The 21699-nt window shown below is 51.9% G+C and carries 21 protein-coding genes; 11 read left to right on the top strand and 10 right to left on the bottom strand.

Annotated features, from left to right (window positions below; genetic code table 11):
• Nucleotides 1-21 precede the first annotated feature (21 nt).
• From TREAZ_RS07960 to TREAZ_RS07925, 8 genes are all read right to left on the bottom strand, one after another.
• On the bottom strand, nucleotides 22-588 hold the full coding sequence (locus TREAZ_RS07960) for a hypothetical protein (protein ID WP_015711318.1): 567 nt from the start codon (nucleotides 586-588) through the stop codon (nucleotides 22-24).
• The gene (locus TREAZ_RS07955) at nucleotides 588-2183 is read right to left on the bottom strand and encodes an NAD(P)H-hydrate dehydratase (protein ID WP_015711317.1); all 1596 of its coding nucleotides are present in this window, start codon (nucleotides 2181-2183) and stop codon (nucleotides 588-590) included. The genes TREAZ_RS07960 and TREAZ_RS07955 overlap by 1 nt, the downstream gene beginning before the upstream one ends.
• Nucleotides 2183-3382: an LIC_12708 family protein gene (locus TREAZ_RS07950; RefSeq protein ID WP_015711316.1), complete on the bottom strand. Its 1200-nt coding sequence runs from the start codon at nucleotides 3380-3382 to the stop codon at nucleotides 2183-2185. The genes TREAZ_RS07955 and TREAZ_RS07950 overlap by 1 nt, the downstream gene beginning before the upstream one ends.
• Before the next feature lie 18 nt (nucleotides 3383-3400).
• The gene (locus TREAZ_RS07945) at nucleotides 3401-4279 is read right to left on the bottom strand and encodes a sugar phosphate nucleotidyltransferase (RefSeq protein ID WP_015711315.1); all 879 of its coding nucleotides are present in this window, start codon (nucleotides 4277-4279) and stop codon (nucleotides 3401-3403) included.
• Complete coding sequence (locus TREAZ_RS07940; protein WP_245535109.1) at nucleotides 4279-5862, bottom strand: ABC transporter permease subunit; 1584 nt, start codon at nucleotides 5860-5862, stop codon at nucleotides 4279-4281. Before TREAZ_RS07940 ends, TREAZ_RS07945 begins: the two co-directional genes overlap by 1 nt.
• Complete coding sequence (locus tag TREAZ_RS07935; RefSeq protein ID WP_015711313.1) at nucleotides 5859-6647, bottom strand: ABC transporter ATP-binding protein; 789 nt, start codon at nucleotides 6645-6647, stop codon at nucleotides 5859-5861. Before TREAZ_RS07935 ends, TREAZ_RS07940 begins: the two co-directional genes overlap by 4 nt.
• Complete coding sequence (locus tag TREAZ_RS07930) at nucleotides 6635-7615, bottom strand: extracellular solute-binding protein (protein WP_015711312.1); 981 nt, start codon at nucleotides 7613-7615, stop codon at nucleotides 6635-6637. The genes TREAZ_RS07935 and TREAZ_RS07930 overlap by 13 nt, the downstream gene beginning before the upstream one ends.
• A 69-nt stretch (nucleotides 7616-7684) precedes the next feature.
• Complete coding sequence (locus TREAZ_RS07925; protein ID WP_015711311.1) at nucleotides 7685-8494, bottom strand: Rpn family recombination-promoting nuclease/putative transposase; 810 nt, start codon at nucleotides 8492-8494, stop codon at nucleotides 7685-7687.
• Between the two features lie 165 nt (nucleotides 8495-8659).
• Here TREAZ_RS07925 and TREAZ_RS07920 point away from each other — a divergent pair, with 165 nt between their 5' ends.
• From TREAZ_RS07920 to secA, 5 genes are all read left to right on the top strand, one after another.
• Nucleotides 8660-8908, top strand: a complete 249-nt coding sequence (locus tag TREAZ_RS07920; RefSeq protein ID WP_015711309.1) for an AbrB/MazE/SpoVT family DNA-binding domain-containing protein — start codon at nucleotides 8660-8662, stop codon at nucleotides 8906-8908.
• Nucleotides 8896-9225 carry a type II toxin-antitoxin system PemK/MazF family toxin gene (locus TREAZ_RS07915; protein WP_015711308.1) on the top strand — a complete coding sequence of 110 codons (330 nt, stop codon included), beginning with the start codon at nucleotides 8896-8898 and terminating at the stop codon, nucleotides 9223-9225. The genes TREAZ_RS07920 and TREAZ_RS07915 overlap by 13 nt, the downstream gene beginning before the upstream one ends.
• Nucleotides 9226-9474: 249 nt before the next feature.
• Entirely contained in the window at nucleotides 9475-9756 is a 282-nt protein-coding gene (locus TREAZ_RS07910; protein ID WP_043922991.1) for a UPF0175 family protein, read from the top strand.
• A 166-nt stretch (nucleotides 9757-9922) separates the two neighbouring features.
• Nucleotides 9923-10249: a hypothetical protein gene (locus TREAZ_RS07905; RefSeq protein ID WP_043922990.1), complete on the top strand. Its 327-nt coding sequence runs from the start codon at nucleotides 9923-9925 to the stop codon at nucleotides 10247-10249.
• Nucleotides 10250-10335: 86 nt separating this feature from the next.
• On the top strand, nucleotides 10336-13092 hold the full coding sequence (gene secA / locus TREAZ_RS07900; protein WP_015711305.1) for a preprotein translocase subunit SecA: 2757 nt from the start codon (nucleotides 10336-10338) through the stop codon (nucleotides 13090-13092).
• 9 nt (nucleotides 13093-13101) lie between these two features.
• Here the strand turns inward: secA and TREAZ_RS07895 are convergent, their stop codons facing one another.
• Nucleotides 13102-14388, bottom strand: a complete 1287-nt coding sequence (locus TREAZ_RS07895) for an SPOR domain-containing protein (RefSeq protein ID WP_015711304.1) — start codon at nucleotides 14386-14388, stop codon at nucleotides 13102-13104.
• A 3-nt stretch (nucleotides 14389-14391) separates the two neighbouring features.
• Nucleotides 14392-14883 carry a hypothetical protein gene (locus tag TREAZ_RS07890; protein ID WP_015711303.1) on the bottom strand — a complete coding sequence of 164 codons (492 nt, stop codon included), beginning with the start codon at nucleotides 14881-14883 and terminating at the stop codon, nucleotides 14392-14394.
• Nucleotides 14884-14957: 74 nt separating this feature from the next.
• Between TREAZ_RS07890 and loaP the strand changes: the two genes are divergently transcribed.
• Genes loaP through TREAZ_RS07860 form a run of 6 tightly spaced genes read left to right on the top strand, consistent with a single transcriptional unit; the run spans nucleotide 14958 to nucleotide 21633 of the window.
• On the top strand, nucleotides 14958-15491 hold the full coding sequence (gene loaP / locus TREAZ_RS07885; protein ID WP_015711302.1) for an antiterminator LoaP: 534 nt from the start codon (nucleotides 14958-14960) through the stop codon (nucleotides 15489-15491).
• A 38-nt stretch (nucleotides 15492-15529) separates the two neighbouring features.
• Nucleotides 15530-17023: a polysaccharide biosynthesis protein gene (locus TREAZ_RS07880; RefSeq protein WP_015711301.1), complete on the top strand. Its 1494-nt coding sequence runs from the start codon at nucleotides 15530-15532 to the stop codon at nucleotides 17021-17023.
• Nucleotides 17013-18194, top strand: coding sequence for a DegT/DnrJ/EryC1/StrS family aminotransferase (locus TREAZ_RS07875; protein ID WP_015711300.1), 1182 nt, complete (start codon nucleotides 17013-17015; stop codon nucleotides 18192-18194). The genes TREAZ_RS07880 and TREAZ_RS07875 overlap by 11 nt, the downstream gene beginning before the upstream one ends.
• 1 nt (nucleotide 18195) lies before the next feature.
• Nucleotides 18196-20295 (top strand): xanthine dehydrogenase family protein molybdopterin-binding subunit, encoded by a 2100-nt coding sequence (locus TREAZ_RS07870; protein WP_015711299.1) that lies wholly within the window; start codon nucleotides 18196-18198, stop codon nucleotides 20293-20295.
• The gene (locus tag TREAZ_RS07865; protein ID WP_015711298.1) at nucleotides 20292-20777 is read left to right on the top strand and encodes a (2Fe-2S)-binding protein; all 486 of its coding nucleotides are present in this window, start codon (nucleotides 20292-20294) and stop codon (nucleotides 20775-20777) included. The genes TREAZ_RS07870 and TREAZ_RS07865 overlap by 4 nt, the downstream gene beginning before the upstream one ends.
• Nucleotides 20761-21633, top strand: a complete 873-nt coding sequence (locus tag TREAZ_RS07860) for an FAD binding domain-containing protein (RefSeq protein WP_015711297.1) — start codon at nucleotides 20761-20763, stop codon at nucleotides 21631-21633. Before TREAZ_RS07865 ends, TREAZ_RS07860 begins: the two co-directional genes overlap by 17 nt.
• Nucleotides 21634-21699: the final 66 nt, after the last annotated feature.

The following is a 21699-nucleotide window of genomic DNA, read 5'->3' as shown; positions in this document are numbered from 1 at the left end:
ATTTAGGATAGATCCGTGCCTCTATTTGACCTTGAGCCTGCGGCTTAGCCTTTCGTTGTCTGTTTGAACAACCACTATGAAATCGGTACCGCCAAAAGGAAGGTCTATTGAATAATTCTCCTCTTCCGCAAGGCTGAAAAAAACAAGATGGGTCAGCATGGGAGGGGGTTCGGATGTTCCCCCCGTGGATGGCTTTGCCGCCTGCGGGGAAATGACAATGCCTACCGCCCCGGTATAGCCATTGCCATCTTTCGGGGCTTTTTTTTCCATGAACAGGGCAAGTCCATCGCCGGATTTTCTAACCGCCATGCTGACTGTGTTTTCCCCCAGCTCAAAACCCATGGTCTGCCTGCCCTTCATCCTTGAACCAAACAGCATTGCGATGCATACGATCACGATGGAAAGCAGCATAAGGAGATTGCCCCTGCTTCCCGCTATGGTCTTGACAAGGCTCCGCTTGGATGACGCGCTATTGTTCAGATCCCTTACAGCCTGGGATGCCCGTTCCAGGCGGTGTTCCCGGGAATAATGGAATATTATTTCTTCCGACGGCTGCCGGGGGCCTGAGCCCTCTTCGTTGCCAGCCATTAGTTGTCCCCTGTGCAGAGCCAGGCCTGGCCTGCAAGATCCGCGGCTTTGTCCGCAAGCTCCAGCGGGTCTATGAACCTGGGGCCCACCAGCCGCCCGGCAGCTATGAGGAGAGAAACCGCCGCGGCAGCGCAGGCATAGCCGTCAAAGGCCCCTTTCCTTGCCATGCGGGCAGCCATTGCCCCGCAGAAGCCTGCCAGGAGATCCCCGCTGCCTCCCGCTGCCAAGGCCGGCATCATGCCGTCAATCACACCCCAACGGCCGTCCGCTCCGGCTATGGTGATGATATGGCCCTTCAATATAATGGTGGCTTTTTTCTCTTTTGCGATTTCCAAAAGCATTTTTGAAGGATTATTGAGGGCCTTGTCGATTTCAAGCCCCACATAAGCAGCAAATTCGCCAAAGTGGGGGGTGAGGATGGCATTTTTGTGAAACACTGCATCCCGTGCCAAAGCTATTGCGTCGGCATCCAGAATTACCGGAGTGCCGTTCTTTTCTTTTTCCAGGGCCTGGGCAAGCTGCTCCGCCCGATCGCCTTCCTTTCCCCATCCGGGTCCGAGCAGAAGGGCATCGGGCTTAAAACGATCCCCCTTCCCTTCCCGGGAAATGGGGGATACCATAACGCCGCTCGCCCTGGATGCCAGTATGGGGTAGATGTCGTCATCCGCCAAAATCCGCACCAGCCCTGCCCCTGCAGCCTGGGCGCCCCGTGCCGCGATGAGGGCCGCCCCGGTAGTCCCCACAGAACCGGCGCGGATTTCAAGGGTGCCCCTTTCGTGCTTGTACGCGTCGGGCCTTATGCGGGGCAGGAAATTCCGGGCCCTGGCCCAATCCAAAAGCTCCGCCCCTTGATGGGAATTTATGAGCCCCGGGGGGAACACATCGCCCAAAGAAATTATTTCCCCTGCGAATGCCCTGGCAGCAGGATTGAAAAGGCAGATTTTTTGGGGCTCTATGGACAAGGTAACGTCCGCCTCCATGATGGGCATGCCGGGTTTCCATTCGTCCGAATTCCCCGAAGGCACATCTATGGAAACAACAAAAGGCTTTTTATACTGATCCGTTGCATAAGCCCTGGTTCCCCGCTTAAGAGCGTTGACAACCGTGATCATCTCCTCGGAGGAGCCTTTGACCGGCCCTTTAACGCCAGTCCCGAATATCCCGTCGATGATGATGTCCGCCCTCGCCAGGGCGTCTTCGGACTGCCGTCCTGCGGCTTCCCCAAGATCCCCATCCCAAACCAGTATGGGGACTTCCATTTTTTTGAGGGACAGAAAAACTTCCGAATAGGGGTTTTTCTCGTCCCTTTTGGGGGGCTTCGCCACTACCACTGTGGAAGACGAAGGGCTTGCGAGGCCCTGGAGTATCCAATACCTCAGCATCACCATGGCATCGGCGGCATTGCTCCCGCTTCCTGCGGCAATGGCAATCGAGGGAATGCGGCTGTCGAAAAATTTTGGGAAGGCCTTCACAAAAACCCTGGCGCAGCTCCGGCCTGCGGACTCAACCAGGGCAAAGGTATTGAAACCCCAGGCGCTTTGAGCTTCCTCATCGATTTTACGGGCAGTGTCAGAACTCACCAATAATTTTTGCATCAACCTTCTCCAATAAATTTATCCGTGCGCCACCACACCAGCTTGACATTCCAGTCGTCAACCAAAAGCCCCGAGAGTATGCCCTCCGCCGAAAGATCGAACACGTTGAACTGGAGCTCGTCGTTGTTCACCTGTATAAAGCCCTGGCGCTGCTCGCCCCCGGAATTGGCAGAAAGGATGAGCAGAGAATACCCGCCTTCCACAGGGAAAGAAAAGAATATCCTTCCGCCCTGTATCACCCCCAGCATGGAATAGGGCATGCGGGTAGTAAAGCGCCTGTTGTTCTCGGTATAAGTATATTCAAAAAAGGGGATTTCCACAGTCCTTTCCCAGGAGCCGTCCTCGGCATTCATGATCCATATCACCGACGAATCCGGCTCGTTGCCGGTACGGGTATTGGTGGATTCATCGTAGGTGTCCCGGTAATAATCGACTTTGATATAGAGCTTGCGGCTGTCAGGGGCGGCGCTTATGGAGTCCAGGGAAGGGATGACCATATCCCTGTCCTTGGGTACCGGCACCAGCTCGTTTTTAAGCTGCACCATAAAAAGGAAATGCCCGTTGCTTTCGAACCAGTAGATGTTCCAGCCTGTAGGAAGGCGGCAGACTACCGCAAGCTCGTCCCGAATCGAAACATAAAGCCCCTCTATGCGGGGGAACGGGCTTCCCCCGATGCCGTCGCGTCCAAGGTATTCCACAAAATTGCCGTTCTCGTCAAAGTGGAGTATAGTGCTGTCCAAAAGGGCCTTGCTTTCAGGATCAAAACTGTGCCGTTCGTAGGGCAGCCTGTCGCGCACATAAATATGCTTCCGGGAATCCACCGCGATTTCCCCCGGCTCCTGGAGAGGATAGGTAGTGGCCCAGCGGGTTACCACGCTGTCCGGCTTGAGGGGCTTTAGACTTAAAGGAGGGGGGTTCGTTTCTTCGTTATGGATCATAAAAAGAAGATCCCCGTAGGAATTGTAGTGCAGTATCTTGGCGCCGTTCCCGTCGGATATATAAAAGAGGCCGTCCCTCATGGCCATATCGGTGCGCCGTATGCCCCGATCGCCTTCCAGGTTGTAGAGGGCAATCTGATCTTCCAGGCGCCCTATATCAAGGGTAAAAAGATCTTCCCTTTCTACAGAAGGTATCTGAACCGCTTTTTGGCAGGAGGAAAAAATCAGCATGATGCCAAGCAAAAAAGCAAAAAATCTCATGGTTAAACCTTATATGTATCATCCAGTTTTTTCTAATTCATTGAAAGTGTCGATCTCTATAATATCATTGAAGCTGCATTCGCGCACTTCGATATCGTAATCCTTTATAAAATAATCCAGGGCGACCAAATCCCAGTAGCGCTCTTTGCCGCCGGGCATGTCGTAGACCTGCTTGATATGATCCGCCAGCTTGGCGCCATCTTTGGCATTCCAGTAGGAGATGCCGAACATATGGTGGCAATTCTTGCCTCCCACTTTTATTTTAGCGATAACGCCGTTTTTGGTCTCAAAGCACCAGTCGTCGGTGCGCTCCGTGGGAACCCCCAGGTAATTGCTGGAATACTGATACTTGGCGATAAGAGCAGGATTGCTGAGGAAGAGATCCGATTCGAGCAAATAGCTGTTCTGCATAAGGTAACGCACGCACATTACGGAAGAAATATTGTTCGACTCGTTATAAATGGGGTTCTCCAGGAATTTGATGTCCGGGTATTTATAGAGGAGCTGATCGAACTGCTCGCCCAGATAGCCCCTCACAATGATGATATCCTTGATCCCCGCCGCAACCACTGCATCCAGGAGTGTGTCTATAATCCGCTTGCCCTTGACCCTCACCAGGGGTTTGGGCGTGTTAAGGGTAATGGGCACAAGGCGGGAGCCAAAGCCGGCTGCTATGAAGATCGCCCGCTTTACCCGGTATGGCTCCAGGGCTTCAAGGCCCTTGCCGGTAATGGCAGATCCATCCCAAAAACCCAGGTCGCCCAGCTGGGAGAGAGTTTTATTCACCGTGCCTACGGAAAGGCCCACCTGCTTGGTGATGCCCCGTTGGGTAACAGGATTCGGGTTTTGCCCCTCAAGAAATACGAGTATATCGAACTGGTTTCTTGACAGCTCCATCACATCCCCTCCCTTTTCATAATACGGCGTCGTGAAAAATAGATAAAGCCCTTCATTAGGAAATTGCAGCTGAGGATTAATAGGGAAACAAAAGCCGCGCTTTCGAGCTGCATGGTAGCTTCGAATTGGGTTATCATCAGGGCAATGGGCTTATTCCCCACAGTGCTTAAAAAAGAAACCGCTGAAATAGTCATCATGGAATTGACGAAGAAATACGAAAACATTTCCAGCACCGTTAATTTAGTCTGGGGCAAAAGCACGTCCCTGACAATCGCAAAACGTTTAATGCCAAGGGTGAAGCCTACATCCTCCAAATTGGCATTCAGCTTGCCAAGGGAATTATATGCCATTAAATAAGGGGATGCCACAAAGTGCACGGTGTTTACCAAAATAAGAATTGCTATAGTCCCGTATAAAAATGTGGCTTTGAAAAAAAGCACATACGAAAGGCCCAGCACCAGACCGGGAATTGCCAATGAAGTAATAGAAATTAAATGCAGGAGTTTGGATGTCTTCCCCGGAGTGCGGGCCGTAAAATATGCCAGGGTATAAGAAATAAAAGTGCCGATTACGGAAACCCCCAGGGCGATTATGAATGAATTGAGGAGGAATTTTCCGGCGCCCATTTCGAGACTGGTTATAACATTATAAAGTGATGTGGTCATATCGACAGGATATTTCCGGACAAAGGTCAAAAACGCAAAAACCAGTATGGGAAGGGCAATAATGAGGCATACCAGCGCGCAAAACACGGTTGCGGCAGCATCCCGGAGCCGCTGCCTGGCCAGGGCTGTTTTTTGAACAACAAAGGACTGGTTCCCCTTGTCTTTATTGAGGAGATCAAAAATAAAAGCCGCCAGGGCAGGGGCAAGCAGAATCACCCCGATTACGCTGCCCTTGCTGAAATTAAGAAGCCCTATCACTTCCTGGTACATAAGCACAGGCAGGGTGGTACAGCGGCCGCCAATCATCAAGGCAACGCCATAATCTGTAAAAATCATGGTAAAAACCGCAAAAACAACGGATATAAGCGGCTTTCTGAGGTACGGAAAGGTTATCGCGAAAAAGCGGTTCTTCCGGGGTATGCCCAGGACTTCCGCGGCCTCGTAGGGGGAGCCGTCCTCGTATTTTAAAACATCCGCGAGCATGAGGAAGGCCACAGGAAACGCGTAAAGCACGCCTCCAAGCACAATCCCCCAAAAACCGTAAATCGTGGTTTTTAAACCCAATAGCCGGGTAATAATCCCGTTGGCCCCCAAAAGAATAATGAGCCCCATGCCATGGGAAATCGAAGGGATGAGCATAGGCACAGTCGCGAATACCGAAAATATTTCTGTCCGCCCCATGCCTGTACGGGCAATGCAGTAGGCGAAAACATAGGCAATCAAAATTGAAATAACTGTCCCCATCCCTGCGGTGGACAGCGAATTAATCAGGGCCTGCCTGAATTGGGGATTGGAGACAATGCGCGAAACATTCGCGCCCGGCAAATAGGACAGCATGGAAATCAAAGGGAATATCACCGCTATCAATAAAAAAACAGTGATGAGGAGTTTGATACCGGTCATTCGCTCAAATTTCAATCCTCTGCTCCCATGTATTGGGCAAGAGAATCGATTTTAAGCTTTAAATTGTGGATCACAAAATCTTTCATATATTGGCTTGCAGGGTTTTTTACAATATTCCGGGGAGTGTCAAGCTGCTCTATCACGCCTTGATTCATCACCATGATACGGTCGGACAGGGCGAATGCTTCTTCCTGATCGTGGGTAACGTAGATCATGGTGGATTTGAATTTTTCCTGTATCCTTTTCAGTTCATCCCGCAATACAAGGCGGGTGGCTGCATCAAGGGCCGACATAGGTTCGTCGAAAAGGATTATTTCGGGGTTCAGGGCAAGGGTGCGGGCTATAGCCACCCTCTGCTGCTGCCCCCCAGAAAGCTTCCAGGGCTTTTTATTGATATGCTCCGTAAGGCCCACCTGGTCGATCACATTTTCCGCGATTGACCTTGAACGGCTTTTCAACCCGGGGTTGAATTTGAGGGCGTATTCCACATTGCCCAGGACGCTCATGTTTTGAAAGAGGGCATAGTTCTGGAACACTATGCCCATATTCCTTCCGGAGGGTTTATATTCGGTTATGTCTTCCCCGTTCTTAAAAATCTTCCCGGAACTGGGCTGTATAAGGCCGATGAGTATGCGAAGTATGGTGGTCTTGCCGCAGCCGGAAGGCCCCAGGATGGAGAGAAACTCCCCATCCTTTACGGTAAAGCTTATCCGGTGAAGCACTTCCCTCTGGTCAAGGCTAAAGCTGTGGGAAAGCTCCCTGACCTCCAGTTTATCAACCTTTGTTTTCAATACTTCCATTTCTCTAATAATCGCTCTTTTTCGCTAAGTATTTCAATGCCCCTCATGTCGCCCGATTTTACATTTGCCGGGTAATTGGGGATGGTGTTCACCTGATTCTTGAATATCTGCTCAGGGACAAAGCGCTCCTTGTCTTCCCTGCTTACCGTGTTAAGGTAAAAGTCAAACACATCCTTCACCGCCTTGCGGCTGTCCTTGCCCTTTATAATCCCCAGTGCATAAAGCGAATAGGGGGAACCCTCATCGAAAAATTTGATGCTCAACGGCACGCCATTGTTGATAGTGGTCACCGCCTGGAACGTCATGCCCAGCCCTATCCCTGCTTCCCCCTGCACCAGGGCATTCACCGGCCCTGAGCCCGAGGAAGTGAACTGAAGCACATTATTGGCAAACCCGTCAAACCAGGCAAAAGCCTCGTCCTCCCCCATGGCGTTCACCAAATTCTTGAGGAAAAAATACCCCGTGCTCGACGATTTGGGGTTGGGCATGGTCAGAACCCCCTTGTAAACAGGGTTCAGCAAATCCTGGTACGAGGACGGAACCGGCAGGTTCCGCGCTCTGAGGAAATCCTGGCTGTAGATAATGCACCCCGACCCCTTGTAAAAAGGCAGGTATTTATGATGGGCAGGCACAATCTCGGGCAAAAACACCGAACTGTCATAAGACGAGAGATCCGCCAGATTGTCCAGGATGCCTTCCATATAGCCGGACTCAAGCTCCCCGATAATGTCGCACTCGGTCCTGACACCCTCAGCCTTAAGCTTGGCAGCCAGGTTCCCTGTAGGATAATAATTGATGGCAATATCGTATTGAGGAAACTGCTCATTGAGCCTTTTCTGCATATATTCGATACGGTAATCTTCCGAAGTGGAATAAATCACCACCTTATTCGATTCCTTTTTGCACCCCGCCAAAGCCATCAAGCCCGCCAGAGCCAAAACCGCAAACGCCGCCGCCTTCTTCATCATGTTGCCCCCTGTTCATTTTTCGTCAGTATATGCATAAAAATGAACATTGTCAACAAGAGAATGCGTATATCACAAGGTTTCGATTTCTTCCTGAGAGAGTTGGGTGGCGGCAGCAATCTTGTCGATAGAAACACCTTGAGCTTTCAATGCCCGGGCTATTTCCCGGCTCCTATCCATAAGCGCGTCCGCCAGAACAGCCGCGTCGTCACGGCGGTATTTTTCCTTGAGGTCCGCGATCATGCGCCGCCGCTCGCTCCAGGTGAGTTTTTTGTATTCCGCAACAATAGGGCGAACTTCGGGGTGTTTTTCTGCGAGCATGTCGAATTCTTCCTCCCTTCTGCATTTGAAGAACTGAAGCCAGGCCCACATAGGAGAGCCATCGTCATCCCTGGGCAGCTTCGGCAATTCTATTATATAGAGTTTGAGCAATTTCGTAAACAGGTTTTCTGATTTGGTGTTCCGAAGACCGTAGATATTGAAAAAATCCTTCTCCTCCGGTATAAGCACATGATTGCATATAACCACACATACGGTCTCTGTAAGTTTTCCATAATCGAAACCGCTTTTAAGCTGTTCAACCAGCAGTTTTGCCAGGTAGTAGATAATTCGCTGCCTTAAGGTGGAAAAGGGCTTTACCTGGATCTCCACGTTGATGATACGGCCTGTTTTGGACGTCACCTTTACGTCCAAAATTCCCAGCTTGTCCTTGCGGAAAAGCCGCTTCATGAAAGGATCGACAATGGTGAGTTTGTCGTAATCCTCCGGGGGCAGGTCTAAAATCGGCTTGAGAAGTCCTGCCAGGTTTTCGATGTTCTTCTGGTCGCCGAATATAATCTTTACGGCGTAATCGTACAGGGGAGAAAGCTGGTCTTTGTGCATAAAAGCCTCCACACCTTATATGGCATTGGTATGCGTGGCGCTTCATTTTTTAACGAAATTTTCCCGAATTCATAGAAAATTTGAGAAAAAGATTGTCTGGGGCCTGAGCGTTGACTCTTGACAAATTTATGTAATTACATAATAATTACATTCAAGGAGAACAGTATGCTTGTTTCTGTGGTGCCAATCGGAAATTCAAAGGGAATCAGGATACCAAAAAATATTCTAACTCAACTTAATATTGAAAACGAGGTTGAAATGAATATGCATAACAACGAAATTATAATAAAACGCATTGAGAAAAAACCTCGGAGCGGCTGGGAAGAAGCATTTCAAAAAATGCACAAAGAAGGAGACGATAATCTGCTTCTTCAAGAACAAATTCAAGATGATTCTTTTGAATGGGAATGGTGATGAAACAGTATGAAATTTATCTGGTAAATCTTGAACCAACAATAAGGCATGAAATACAAAAAACACGTCCCTGTGTAATAGTTTCTCCCGATGAAATGAATGAACATATAGAAACGATAATAATTGCGCCAATGACGAAAAAGTCTTATAACTATCCAACAAGGATAGAAATTAATTTTCAAAGCAAAACAGGCTGGATTGTCTTGGATCAAATAAGGACAGTAGATAAAAAAAGATTAATCAGGAAAATTGGCGAACTGGATAAAAGCAAGGCAACTGAAATAAAAGACATTATTATGGAAATGCTGGTAAAATAATGGTGCGGCCGTACCGCAATTATTACCCTGGAATTTACAGAATAACCATGGCAGGAGCATACTTGCTCTGTTGGATCAAGGATATACCGCCAAGCAAATCCGTGCCCGAATGAAGCAAAAAACGGCCCCCGAAGGGGCCAAGGGCCGCCATTAACCGACCCGAACAGGGTCAATCTTTCGATATTCATAGGAAATTGGGATACATTGCTTTTTTCTCCAAGATATGATAAATTTGTTGATGAGGTCATTATGTGCACTTTAACGATACCTATTCCGGATGAGATTCTCACCGCTGCCAAAATGAGTCAGGATGAAGCGATTAAAGATATGAAAACAGCCTTCGCCTGTCAGATGTTCAAAGATCACAGATTGCCGTTGTGGCAATCAGCTAAAATATGCGACATGGATAAATTCGAATTTGCCGGATTTTTGACCAGGAATAAAATCCCTGTCATTGATTATTCGGTAGGAGAGTTGGAACAGGAAGTAGCGATGCTGGAGCAGATGCATCAATTCATTCATCGAGGATAAACAGGGCTAAAACCATTCAGTTAATACGTCCGATCAACAACCCGAGGCACACAAAGGAAGAAGAAAAGATCAGGGGACCGTCCCTTATCCTATTTTTAATTGTCAGTCTTTCCCTCTCCCCCCTCCCCTTTTTCGCCCTTGTTAAAAATTCTTGTGCGTGGTATCTTTGGGCTACGCAACTGTTCTCAATAATGGACGGGGCACAAATATCCCAATAGGAACTGGCGGCGAAGTAAATGCCCAGCTTAATTCACTGGCCAACACCATGAATGGCCAAATTGTTGGCGCATTGGAGTCGGCGTTGGGCGTGACATTTGCGGGGGAGCAATTGCAAAGCGCGGAGCAAATGGCAGCGGCGTTGATTATCCAGCTGGGCCAGGATGCCGAAGAATTGCGTGCGTTTATTGCCGATTTAACCGCGAAAAACCTGAATACGGCGCTTAATTATCCAATTCCGGGTTTTGTTGCACAGGCGGGGGCGCAATCCTATTAACGAGGATTCGGGGCAGCCGTTTGCGGCGGCCCCACGCTCTGCGTTGCGTTGTTGCACATATCGGCTATAATCGGTACATTAGAGTCATGTTTGATAGTATCGTTAAAGCCCTGTTTGGTTCCCAGCATGAACGGGACCTCAAGGCGCTTCTCCCCATATTGCATTCGGTCAATGAAAAGGAAGCCTGGGCAGCGGCCCTTAAGGCTGAGGATTTCCCGGTTCAGACAAACCTGTTCAGGGAACGGCACAACAAGGGCGAAAAGCTTGAGGCCCTCCTGCCCGAGGCTTTTGCCCTTGCCAGGGAAGCCGCCCGGAGGAATCTGGGCGAGCGGCCCTACGATGTTCAGGTGCTGGGTTCCATAGTCCTCCACCAGGGGAAGATAGCGGAATTGAAAACCGGCGAAGGCAAGACCCTCATGGTGGTTGCCGCGGCCTATCTTAACGCCATACCGGGCAAGGGCGTCCATGTGGTCACGGTCAACGACTACCTTGCCGAGCGCGATGCCGCCTGGATGCGGCCCATCTTTGCCTATATGGGCATGACGGTAGGTACCATACTTTCGGACATGGACAATTCGCGGCGCAAGGAAAATTATGCCTGCGACATCACCTACGGCACCAATAACGAGTTCGGCTTTGACTACCTCCGGGACAATATGTGCCGGGACATGGAAAGCCGGGTTCAGCGGGGACACAACTACTGCGTGGTGGACGAAATCGACTCCATACTCATAGACGAAGCCCGTACCCCCCTCATCATCTCGGGGGCCGCCGAGGACGATACCTTCAAATTTGCCGAGGTTGACCGCCTTTTGGGTTCCCTGGAGGAAGTGAAAAAGAAGGACGACGGGGAATACCCCGACGAGACCCAGGGCGAAGAAGTCATCGGGGATTACAAACTCAACGAAAAAAACAAGAACGTGAATTTCAGCAATGCGGGTATGACAAAAATCGAGGAGCTCCTTCAAAAACGGGGCCTTATCAAGGGCGCCATTGTAGATCAGGAAAACTTTGAATTTTTGCACTATTTTACCCAGGCCCTGCGGGCCCACAAGCTTTTCCACATTGATGTGGACTATGTGGTGCAGGACGGACAGGTCCAGATTGTCGATGAATTTACCGGGCGCATACTCCACGGCCGCCGCTATTCCGACGGGCTCCATCAGGCAATCGAGGCAAAGGAACGTATCAAGATTGCCCAGAGGAACCGTACCCTGGCGACCATCACCTTCCAGAACTATTTCAGGCTCTACAATAAAATATCAGGCGGCACCGGAACCGCCGATACGGAAGCGGTGGAATTCGCCAAAATCTACAACCTCGACGTGGTGGTGATCCCCACGAACCTCCCGGTTGCCCGCCAGGACGACGACGACGTGGTCTACCTCAACGAAAAGGACAAGTACAACGCCCTCTGCGACGAAATAGCGGAGGCCCACAAAAAGGGCCAGCCCATGCTGGTGGGAACCGTGTCCATCGAAAAATCCGAAAAGCTTTCCGCCCTTCTAACCCGCAAAGGGGTGCGCCACGAAGTGCTCAACGCCAAGAACCACGCCCGCGAAGCTGCCATCATAGCCGAGGCCGGGGCCAAGGGATCGGTAACCATAGCCACCAACATGGCAGGCCGCGGTACGGATATAAAACTGGGGGGCAACCCCGAGCACCGGGCGCGGAAAAGGGCGGGCACCGACGCATCCCCCGATGCTGCCGAAAAATACGCCGCTCTGTATAAAGAAGAATACGAAAAATGGAAGAATGATTACGCAGAAGTCAAAAGCCTGGGCGGCCTCTATGTCATAGGCACCGAGCGCCACGAAAGCCGCCGTATCGACAACCAGCTCCGGGGACGCTCGGGCCGCCAGGGCGATCCGGGGCGTTCAAAATTCTTCATCTCCATGGACGATGATCTTATGCGCATTTTCGGCGGCGAGAACATCAAGAACCTCATGTCAAAAATCGGCATGGAAGAAGGGGAACCCATCTACCATCCCTGGCTCAGCCGCAACATAGAAAAAGCCCAGAAGAAAGTTGAAGAACGCAACTTTGAAATACGCAAGCATCTCCTTGAATACGACGATGTCCTCAACCAGCAGCGCAAGTTTATCTACGAGCAGAGGGACGCCATCCTTTTGGACAAAAACCTTAAGGCGCGGGTCAACGACGCCACAGCCGACATGCTTGATCAATATATACAGGAATACAAAGAGCTCCAGCGCAAAGACATGACAGCCGCTGCCAAAGCCCTTTCAGAGAACCTCAAAATCAAATTCGGCTATACCCTCAAGCTCGAAGAAGGGGATACCAAAAACCCCGATGCCCTGGAAAAGCGCATTCTTGAAGAATTGAATCTCAACATTGACGAAAAAGATAAAATCATTGGCACTGAATATCTCAATTATATAATCCGCCAGCAGTATTTAATGATGGTTGACAACAAATGGCTGGATCATCTTGAAAACATGGAAGGACTACGCGAGGCTGTAGGGCTCCGCAGCTATGCCCAAAAAAATCCGTTAACCGAATACAAGGTAGAAGGTTTCCAAATTTTCGAAACCATGATAGACGACATACGCCAGGCTATTGCTTCCCGGCTTCACTTGGTGCGCATACAGACCGGCGAAAGCGCCAACCGTCCCCTGTCCGCGCGTTCATCCGCCACGATTCAGGACGCAAGCCATGGCAGCGTCAGCGCCTTCTCGGACGGGGCTTCTTCTTCCCATCGGGGCCCTGCCCGGATGCAGAGCGAAAACGCCACGGTCATACGCACCCAGCCCAAGGTGGGCCGCAACGACCCCTGCCCCTGCGGCTCAGGCAAAAAATACAAGCTCTGCCATGGAAGGTAAAGCGCTGGGCTAGCTCCCCAGCCGTACAAACGCATCTTTATAGTTCATTTTGAAACGCTGCAACAACGCCCCGCTTTCGCCGAGGTTCACGGGGCCTATGAGGAGGCGGTACATAGGCTTCTCGGCGCTGCCTGCGCTTTGGACTGCAATGGGCCAGGTTCGGCCTATTTTGTTTATTTCGTATTCCACGCTTTCGGGTTTGCTTAGAGCAGCTACCTGGAGGTAGTACTTTCCTTTCTCAAGGGCGGCGATTACAGGTACTGAGAAATTCTGGCCCGGAAGGCTTGGAGGTGTATAAACCGGGGCTGCCAGCGGCGCCGGAATCACGATGGATTCAGACGGCGCTTCTTTGATGGGATCAATAATGTAGGAAGGATCGATTACATATTCGCGTTCCGGGGGAGGCGCCACAGGCTGTATCTGGGCTATCGTGTCCAAGGGGCTGATTGTGCTTGTTTCCGGAGGGACGCGCTCTTCAGCAGGGAGCAAGGCAAATTCATAGGCTTCGGGGTTCAAGGTTGAATCCGGGACATCGGTTCCGGGGGCTTCAGCCGGCTCAGGGGCAACAGCTATGAGTGTTTCGGGCGCCAGGATTTCAGGCTCGGCAGGTACCTCTTCCGCGATCTCGGCTTCCGGCTCGGCTTCTTCGGGGTATGTCCACACCAGTTCCGGGCCCGGTTCGGGGATTATGCCGTCGTCGGCGAATTCAGACGGCGGATATGAGAGGGTATCTTCAGGATCTTCTTCAGAAGCAAGGGGATCAGCCTCTGCAACGAGAGGGGCATCGCTCAGTTCAGGATCTTCTTCCGCAATAGCTTCAGGTTCCGGCTCGACCGCTGCTTCCTCTGTGGCTTCAGCTGAGGCTTCAGCCAACAAATCAGGGTTGATACCGCCTTCTGCCGCGATCAATGCTTCGGGGTCATGGTCGGGATCGCCCGATGCCGAGAGGCCCTCTGTAAAACGGGCAAAAGCCACAGGATCAGCGGGCTGGTTCATGCGCACCCTTCCTATGCTGCGGGTAGGAAGGCTTATCGCGTCGGCCGCGTCTTTGGAAAGGATCACCAGGAGGCCGGGGGTATCCAGGCCCTGGGCCACAATCACCCTTATGGTGCGCCCGTTTTCGAGGTTGGTCACATCCACCACTGTGTTCCGGGGGAACGAATTGGTAGCGGCAAAATACCCTGAATCGGGCAGATCGCCCCCGGCTGCGGCAGAAGCTGCCCCTTCCCAAACCGAAGCGTTGACCAGAATGAGCAATGCAGCGGCAGCGCATAAAGCTATCCCTATCTTTTTCATACGTTACCTGTCCTTTAAATGGGGAATTATGGCCCTGGCGGCTTCCCGGGCGTTGGTGGATTCTTCTTTCAGACTTGCGCCTGTGCCGGCTGCAAAGTTTTGCTGATATACCAGATCGGTGGATTCAATATTGAAGACACGGACAGAAATGCCCGAGGGCCTGTATTTTCCATTCTGGCTTTTGTATTCCAGCAGAGCGATCACAAAATAATCCGCCCCGCCTGCGGCTGCCTCATAATAATCGTCTTCAACTTCATCGGGAAAAACTTTGGAAGGGTTCTTTTCGAGCCTTAAAATATGGCCGTTGCTGACGATGTGACCGGCATCAAAAAAAGCGCTCATGAGGCCGTCTTCCCAAAGGGCAGAATACTCCCCTGCACTGCCTTCGCTTGAGAGGCCTGTTTCAACCACCAGGAACGAGATCATGGACGCATAAAGGGGGAAACTTGCAAGTGCAAGAAGCGAAATAAGTGCCCCCAGGCGTTTAAAGTACATACAAGCCCCTTTGAACCTTCAATCAGTACAGATTCCCATTTACAGTTTCGGCAGAAAAGGGTTTAATCTTGACCATGAACTACTATGCCCTGCAGGTCAAAACCAGGGGAGAGGCCAAGTACATACGCCTCGTTAAAGCCATGCATCCGGAAATAAAGCTGCCCATCTACTTCCCCCAAAGGGAGCTGGACATAAGGCGGGCAGGCAAGATAATCCATTCCCAGGCTGCCATCTTCCCCGGCTATATTTTCATCGAAGTTGAAGACGAAGACAGCATCTACAAATACCACTGGGATTTCCGCCGTACCGACGGCTTTTTCCGTTTTCTCAGATCCAGCCAGGATATAGTCCCCCTGGGCGGCAAGGACCTGGAGCTGGTGCTCCATTTTATCAAGAAAGTAGGCCCCCTGGCGGGCAAGTCCAAGGTAAGCTTTGACGAGAATTCCCGCATAATTGTCATAGACGGCCCCCTTTCCGGGCTTGAGGGAAAGATAATAAAGGTCGATAAAAGAAAGGGGAGGGCAAAGATAAAACTGGATCTGTACGACGATTCCTTTACCATCGACCTGGCCTTTGAAACTATGGAAACTGCGCCGGGGGTAAAATAGCCTGGAACCGGTCCAAGACCCGGATTTTTGCCAAAAGCATGACGACATTCAAATCTGCGCGTTTATACATTATCGGGGCCGGTTTTGCAGGCCAAACCCTGGCAAAAGAAATACGCGAAAAGGGCATTTTCGGGGAGGTAGTGGCCTTTCTCGATGACGACCCCGCAAAAATCGGCCGCCGGCTGGACGAAATTCCGGTCCTCGGCCCCATAAGGGATGTGGCGCGGCTGCTCCGCCTTCATCCTGCCGACGAGGCCATTATTGCCATACCAAGCGCAAGCCGCGAATACCTGGAAGAACTCTACCAGATCCTGAAAAACGCAGGCTTCGAGCGCATACGCATACTTCCGGGCATTTCGCAGATCATCGAGGGTGATGCCCACCTCATCCAGACCCGTTCCATCGATCCCCAGGATCTTCTGGGCCGCACACCTGTGGCGGTGAACCTCCGCCAGAGCCTTTCCTATCTCAGGGGCAAGCGTGTGCTCGTGACCGGGGCTGGCGGCTCAATAGGCAGCGAGCTTTGCCGGCAGCTGCTTTCCGGCGGGGCGTCTCGGCTCTATCTTTTTGGACATGGGGAGAATTCAATCTATCAGATTGACAAGGAGCTCCGGCTCCTCCAGGAAGAAGGGGTCGGCGAAAAGGCAGTGCTTGTGCCCGTCATCGGGGATCTAAAGGACCGCGAGTACATGGACTGGATCCTGGAGCACCTCAAGGCCGATGTGGTCTTCCATACCGCTGCCTACAAGCATGTGCCCATGATGGAAGAAAACCCAGTCGCATCCATAGAAAACAACCTTTTTGGCACTGACAATCTCATTTCTGCCGCAAAAAAACACGGCGTGAAGCGTTTTGTGCATATCACCACCGACAAGGCCGTTGAGCCCGTATCGGTATACGGCATCTCCAAATATCTCTGCGAGGGCCTGGTGCTGGACGCCGCCCGTGAAAATTCAGGCAACAAAGGCATCAACTTCATGGTGGTGCGCTTCGGCAATGTCCTCGGTTCCCGGGGCTCCATCATGCCCCTCTTCCAGAAGCAGATTGAAAAGGGCGGGCCTGTGACCATCACCCACCCGGAAATGAAGCGGTGGTTCATGACCATACCCGAGGCTTGCTCCCTGGTGCTCAAGGCCGGCGGGGTCGGCGAAAACGGCAATCTCTATCTTTTGGACATGGGAGAACCGGTTAAAATAAAAGACCTGGCGGAGCAAATGATACGCTTCTACGGCCTTACCCCCGAAAAGGACATCAAGATAGAATACATAGGCTGCCGTCCCGGCGAAAGGCTGGGCGAAAAGCTCTGGTGGGATGATGAAGAACCCAGGCCCACAGCCTTTGACCGCATCCTCAAAGTGGACAAAAAATCGTCTGATTCAAGCGATATTCACGACATAATGGAGCAGCTCCGCCCCATAATCAGCCTTGACCCAAGGCAGGGCGAAAAATACCGGGACAGCGCCCTGCTCCGGGAAATCCTTAAAGCATCTGTCCCCAACTTTACGAGGGAGGCGCTGAGCCTTGCCTATTGAAGATGCCCTCCCCTTTGCCCTCCCCTTCGTTGGCAAGGAAGAAGAAGAGGCCGCCATCAGGGTGCTCCGCTCGGGCTGGCTTACTACAGGCAAAGAAACCCTGGCCTTTGAAAAAGAATTCGGGGAATTTTTGCAGGACCATTCAGCTTCCGCAGGCTCTTCGAATTCCCCCCTCTTTTGCCTTGCGGTAAATTCAGCGACCTCCGGCCTTCACCTTGCCCTCGAAGCCTGCGGAATCAATTCCGGCCATATGGTGCTTGTCCCGACCTTGACATTTACTTCGACCGCCGAAGTTATTCGTTACCTTGGGGCCGAAGCGATCTTTGTCGATGTTGCCCCTGGGACCTTCCACATGGATCCTAAAGCCCTGGAACGCACCCTGAAGATGCTCCCCCTGGGCATTGCAAAAGCGGTCATGCCCGTCCATTACGGCGGCCTCGTTTGCGACATGGAAAGCATATCAGCAATAGCCAAAAAATATCACCTTAAAATAATAGAGGACGCGGCCCACTCCTTCCCCATGGGGGAGATAACAGGGGATGCGGCAGTATTCTCGTTTTATGCAACCAAGACCATGACCACCGGCGAAGGCGGCATGGTAGTCACCAGGAACGCTGAAATGGCCGCCCGTATGTCCCGCATGAGATCCCACGGCATAGACCGCACCGTATGGAACCGCTATACCGACGCCAAGGCTTCCTGGTATTACGAGGTAACAGCACCGGGCTTTAAATACAATATCCCGGATATACTTTCTGCCATAGGCAGGGCGCAGCTTGCAAAGGCGGACGATATGCTCCGCATGAGGGAGGCGATTGCCGCATTCTACAACGAGGCTTTCGCGGAGGATCCCCATTTTACCTTGCCCCCGAAAGGCGGCGCCTGGCACCTTTATCCAATCAGAATCAATCCCGAACGCCTTTCCATAACACGCAACGAATTCATCGAGAAACTCCAGGAGAAGGGCATAGGGGTTTCGGTCCACTTCATACCCCTCCACACCATGCCCTATTATAAAAAACGCTATAACCTTGCAGACGAAATGTACCCCCATGCCTTTGAATCCTATAGCAGGGAAATTTCCCTCCCCATTTGGGCCGGCATGTCAAAAAAGCAGATTGAACGGGTTGCAGAGGTGGTCAAAGAGACAGCTTTGGAATATACTCTCTAATGTGTTTGTAGAAGATATTTCTGCCAAGGGCATGATACATGCCCTGACTTTGCGCTCCCCTGTCGCCAGCGGAAAGCTCATACGCATAGAATCCCCAAAACTCCCCAATTCCTATGTTTTGATCACTGCCAAGGATATACCCGGGAAAAACCAGCTTGACGATTTTCCCGTACCTGTACTGGCTTCCGATATCATCTCCTATATTGGAGAGCCCATAGCGCTCCTCGCAGGCCCCGACATAGCCAAGCTCGAAGAATATGCCGACCGCTGCGTTATCAGCATTGAAGAATCCCAGCCCCAATTCTCAAGCCGGGTTACCCAGGATAGCCAGATCATGATGAAACGCAGCTATGGCGAAGCGTCGGAACATGAAGCAGCCTCTGCGGTAACAGGGTATTTTACCACTGGTATACAAGAACACTGGTATTCCGAACCAACAGGCGCATTGGCGGTATATGCCAAAAACAAAATAACGATTCACACAGCCACCCAGTGGCCCTACCATGTAAAGCGTTCTGTTGCGGGGCTCTTCAATATGGACAGCTCCGCCGTACAGGTAGAGCCTACAAAGATTGGGGTGCACCTGGACGGCAAGCTCTGGTACCCCTCCCTTATCGGGTGCCAGGCAGCTCTTTGCGCATGGATTACCCAGAAGCCTGTAAAGCTCATGCTCACCAGGGAAGAAGACTTCCGGTATTCTCCCAAACGCAATGGGAGCGAGATTCAGATGCGCAGCGATTTGGACGAGAACGGGAAACTCGTCAGCACCGAAATACGGGCGGACCTCAACCTGGGTGCCCAGGGGATCTTTACCGACGAAATTGTAGATCAAAGCTCCCTGGGCTGCCTGGGCATTTACAATCTGGGCAAGGTAAAGCTTGAAACCTATGGGGTGCGCAGCAATATACCCCCCCAGGGGCCCATGGCGGGATTCGGCCTTTCTCAGGGGTTTTTCGCCATAGAGCGCCATGTATCGCGCATTGCGGACAGCCTCCACCAGGATCCTGCAGAATGGCGCAAAAATAATTTTATCGACAAAGGCAATAACCTTGCCATAGGCATACCCATAAAAGATCACGTGCCCATGGCGGAACTCATAGACACCGCTGCGGCCATGGGCGACTATTACCGCAAATGGGCTTCCTACGAACTCCTCCGGAGCCGCCGCCAGGAAAAGGACTGGGATGCCCGGACCGAGCCTATCCGGGGCATAGGCATGGCCGCAGCCTACCAGGGCTCGGGCTTCCTTTACACAGGGGGGGACAAGGGCATTTACACCGTGGAAGTTACCCTCCAGAAAGACAGCACCCTGGAGATCAAAACCAGCATGGTATCATCCGGGGGGGGCTATTCGCGCATCTGGCAGAGCATAGCGGCAGAGCACCTTTCCGTGGAAGCCGCCAATGTAAAAGTGATAAACACCTCCGCATCTCCGGATTCGGGACCCGCTACCCTTTCCCGGGACATCACCCTCATGTCCAAACTAGTGGAAAAATGCTGCCAGGCTATACGCAAACAACGCTTCAGGGATCCCCTGCCGATAACCGTAAAACGTTCCAGCAAGAGCGAAAAACTCATACCCTGGGGCCTCACTCCCCCGCTTGAAGCCAGCCAGAAGCCCATAGATCCCGGCGCCTTTGCCCACTGCGGCTGGGGCGCGGCAGCGGTAGAAGCCGAAATAGATGCCGTATCCCTGCAGCCTGTAATACGGGGTATATGGCTTGCCGTGGACGGCGGCAAAATACTTTCCCAGGCCAGGGCACGGCTCTCCCTTAAAACTGCCGTAATCCAGGCCCTGGGCTGGTCATGCAGGGAACAGCTTTCATACAACCAGGGCGTCATCGAGGGGGGACTGGTGCACGGCTATGATATAACCGCCCCCATAGAAGCGCCTCCCATTCACATCGACTTTCTGTGGAACGACGCAGTACCCCCAAAGGGCATCGGGGAAATCCCCTTCTCCTGTGTGCCCGCAGCCTACGCGCAGGCAGTGTCCCAGGCAATGAACCACCCCTTCGAAAAAATCCCCATAAGCGCCAGGGATTTGTGGGAAGCGTCCCATCTTAAAAAGCAGGAAAAAGCTGCAGAGGCATCCGTATGACCATAGGCTTCATCCTGAATGGCGAAGATGTGGTAGTCCGCACAGACGCAGAGCGCCGCCTTATCGATATTTTGAGGGGCACCTTCGAATTATTGGGGGCAAAGGCAGGATGCTATGCAGGCAACTGCGGGGTCTGTTCAGTGATACTCAATGGCGAAGTGGTAAAATCCTGCCTTATCCCCGCCTTCAAGATACGGGGCAGCGAAATCATCACCATAGAGGGGTTTTCCCAAACCGATGAATACCAGGATATAATCAAAGGCTTTGCCCAGGCAGGGGTAGAAAACTGCGGCTTCTGCGATACCGGCAAGATCCTGGCAGTGGAAGCCCTGCTCTCCAAAAACCCCAGGCCAGTGCGGGAAGAGATACTCATGGCCTTTCAGGGGATAAAATGCCGCTGCACCGAGCCGGAAAGCCTTGCAAACGGGGTATTGGCAGTAGCCGAAAACAGGAGGAGGAGACTCTATGGACGCGGTGCCTAACCAGGTCTTCTTCCCCGAAAGCTTCCAGGAACTCTTTGGGTTTTGGGGCCGCTTCCCGGACGCGGTCCCCTTTGCAGGCGGCACAGACCTTATCAGGAACCAGGTCAAACGCGTTCCTGTTTTGCCAAAGAACATACTCTGCCTCGAAAAAATGGCTGACCTTAAACGCATTACCCGTACAGAGCGATACCTTGAAATGGGCGCCATGGTCGGCATCAGCGAGATAATCAACCTGGGAAAAATAGTCCCCCCCATTCTGGCAAAAACCCTCTCCGGCATATCAGGCCCGGCCCTGCGCAACATAGCCACCATAGGCGGCAATATCTGCCATAAAGAAAGGCGCCTCGACGCCACTGCCCCGATGATAGCCCTGGACGCCCATTATGAACTCCGCACCAGCTCGACAGCCCGCTGGATCTCGGCCTCCCGTTTTTCATCCCTCCCCGGCCCCCCGGCCCTTGCCCCCCAGGAGCTGCTCACCCGGATCCGCATACCCCTGGATCAGTGGAACTATTCGGTATACCGCAAATTCAAATCCCCTGGAAGCAATGAATCCGGGGGCGTCATAGTCCTGATCCTTAAAACCCAAAAAGATACCCTCACGGACCTCCGCATAGTCTATTCAGGGAATCTCATCATGCAGGACAGGAACAGCGAGGCCCGCCTTATTGGCAAGCAGCTTCCTCTGGATCGCAAAGAGGCGCTCAGTTTCCTCGAAAGCTGGAAGCACTATCTCCAAGCCATGCAGGAGGTTGCGGAGAGCATAAAAAACGGCATTTCCAAACCCCAAATTGATCTGCTCAAGGCGCAGATAAGCAATTTCATAGAAAACGCCATACTTGAGATTGCCGACTGATCCATGTTATGTTGATAGATACGTGAACAAACTCTAAGGAAACCGGAGCATGTTTCGGCGGCCCGG

This window comes from Leadbettera azotonutricia ZAS-9 (genome assembly GCF_000214355.1).
Taxonomy (GTDB): Bacteria; Spirochaetota; Spirochaetia; order Treponematales; family Breznakiellaceae; genus Leadbettera; species Leadbettera azotonutricia.
This window is presented reverse-complemented; position numbering and strand designations above follow the sequence as displayed.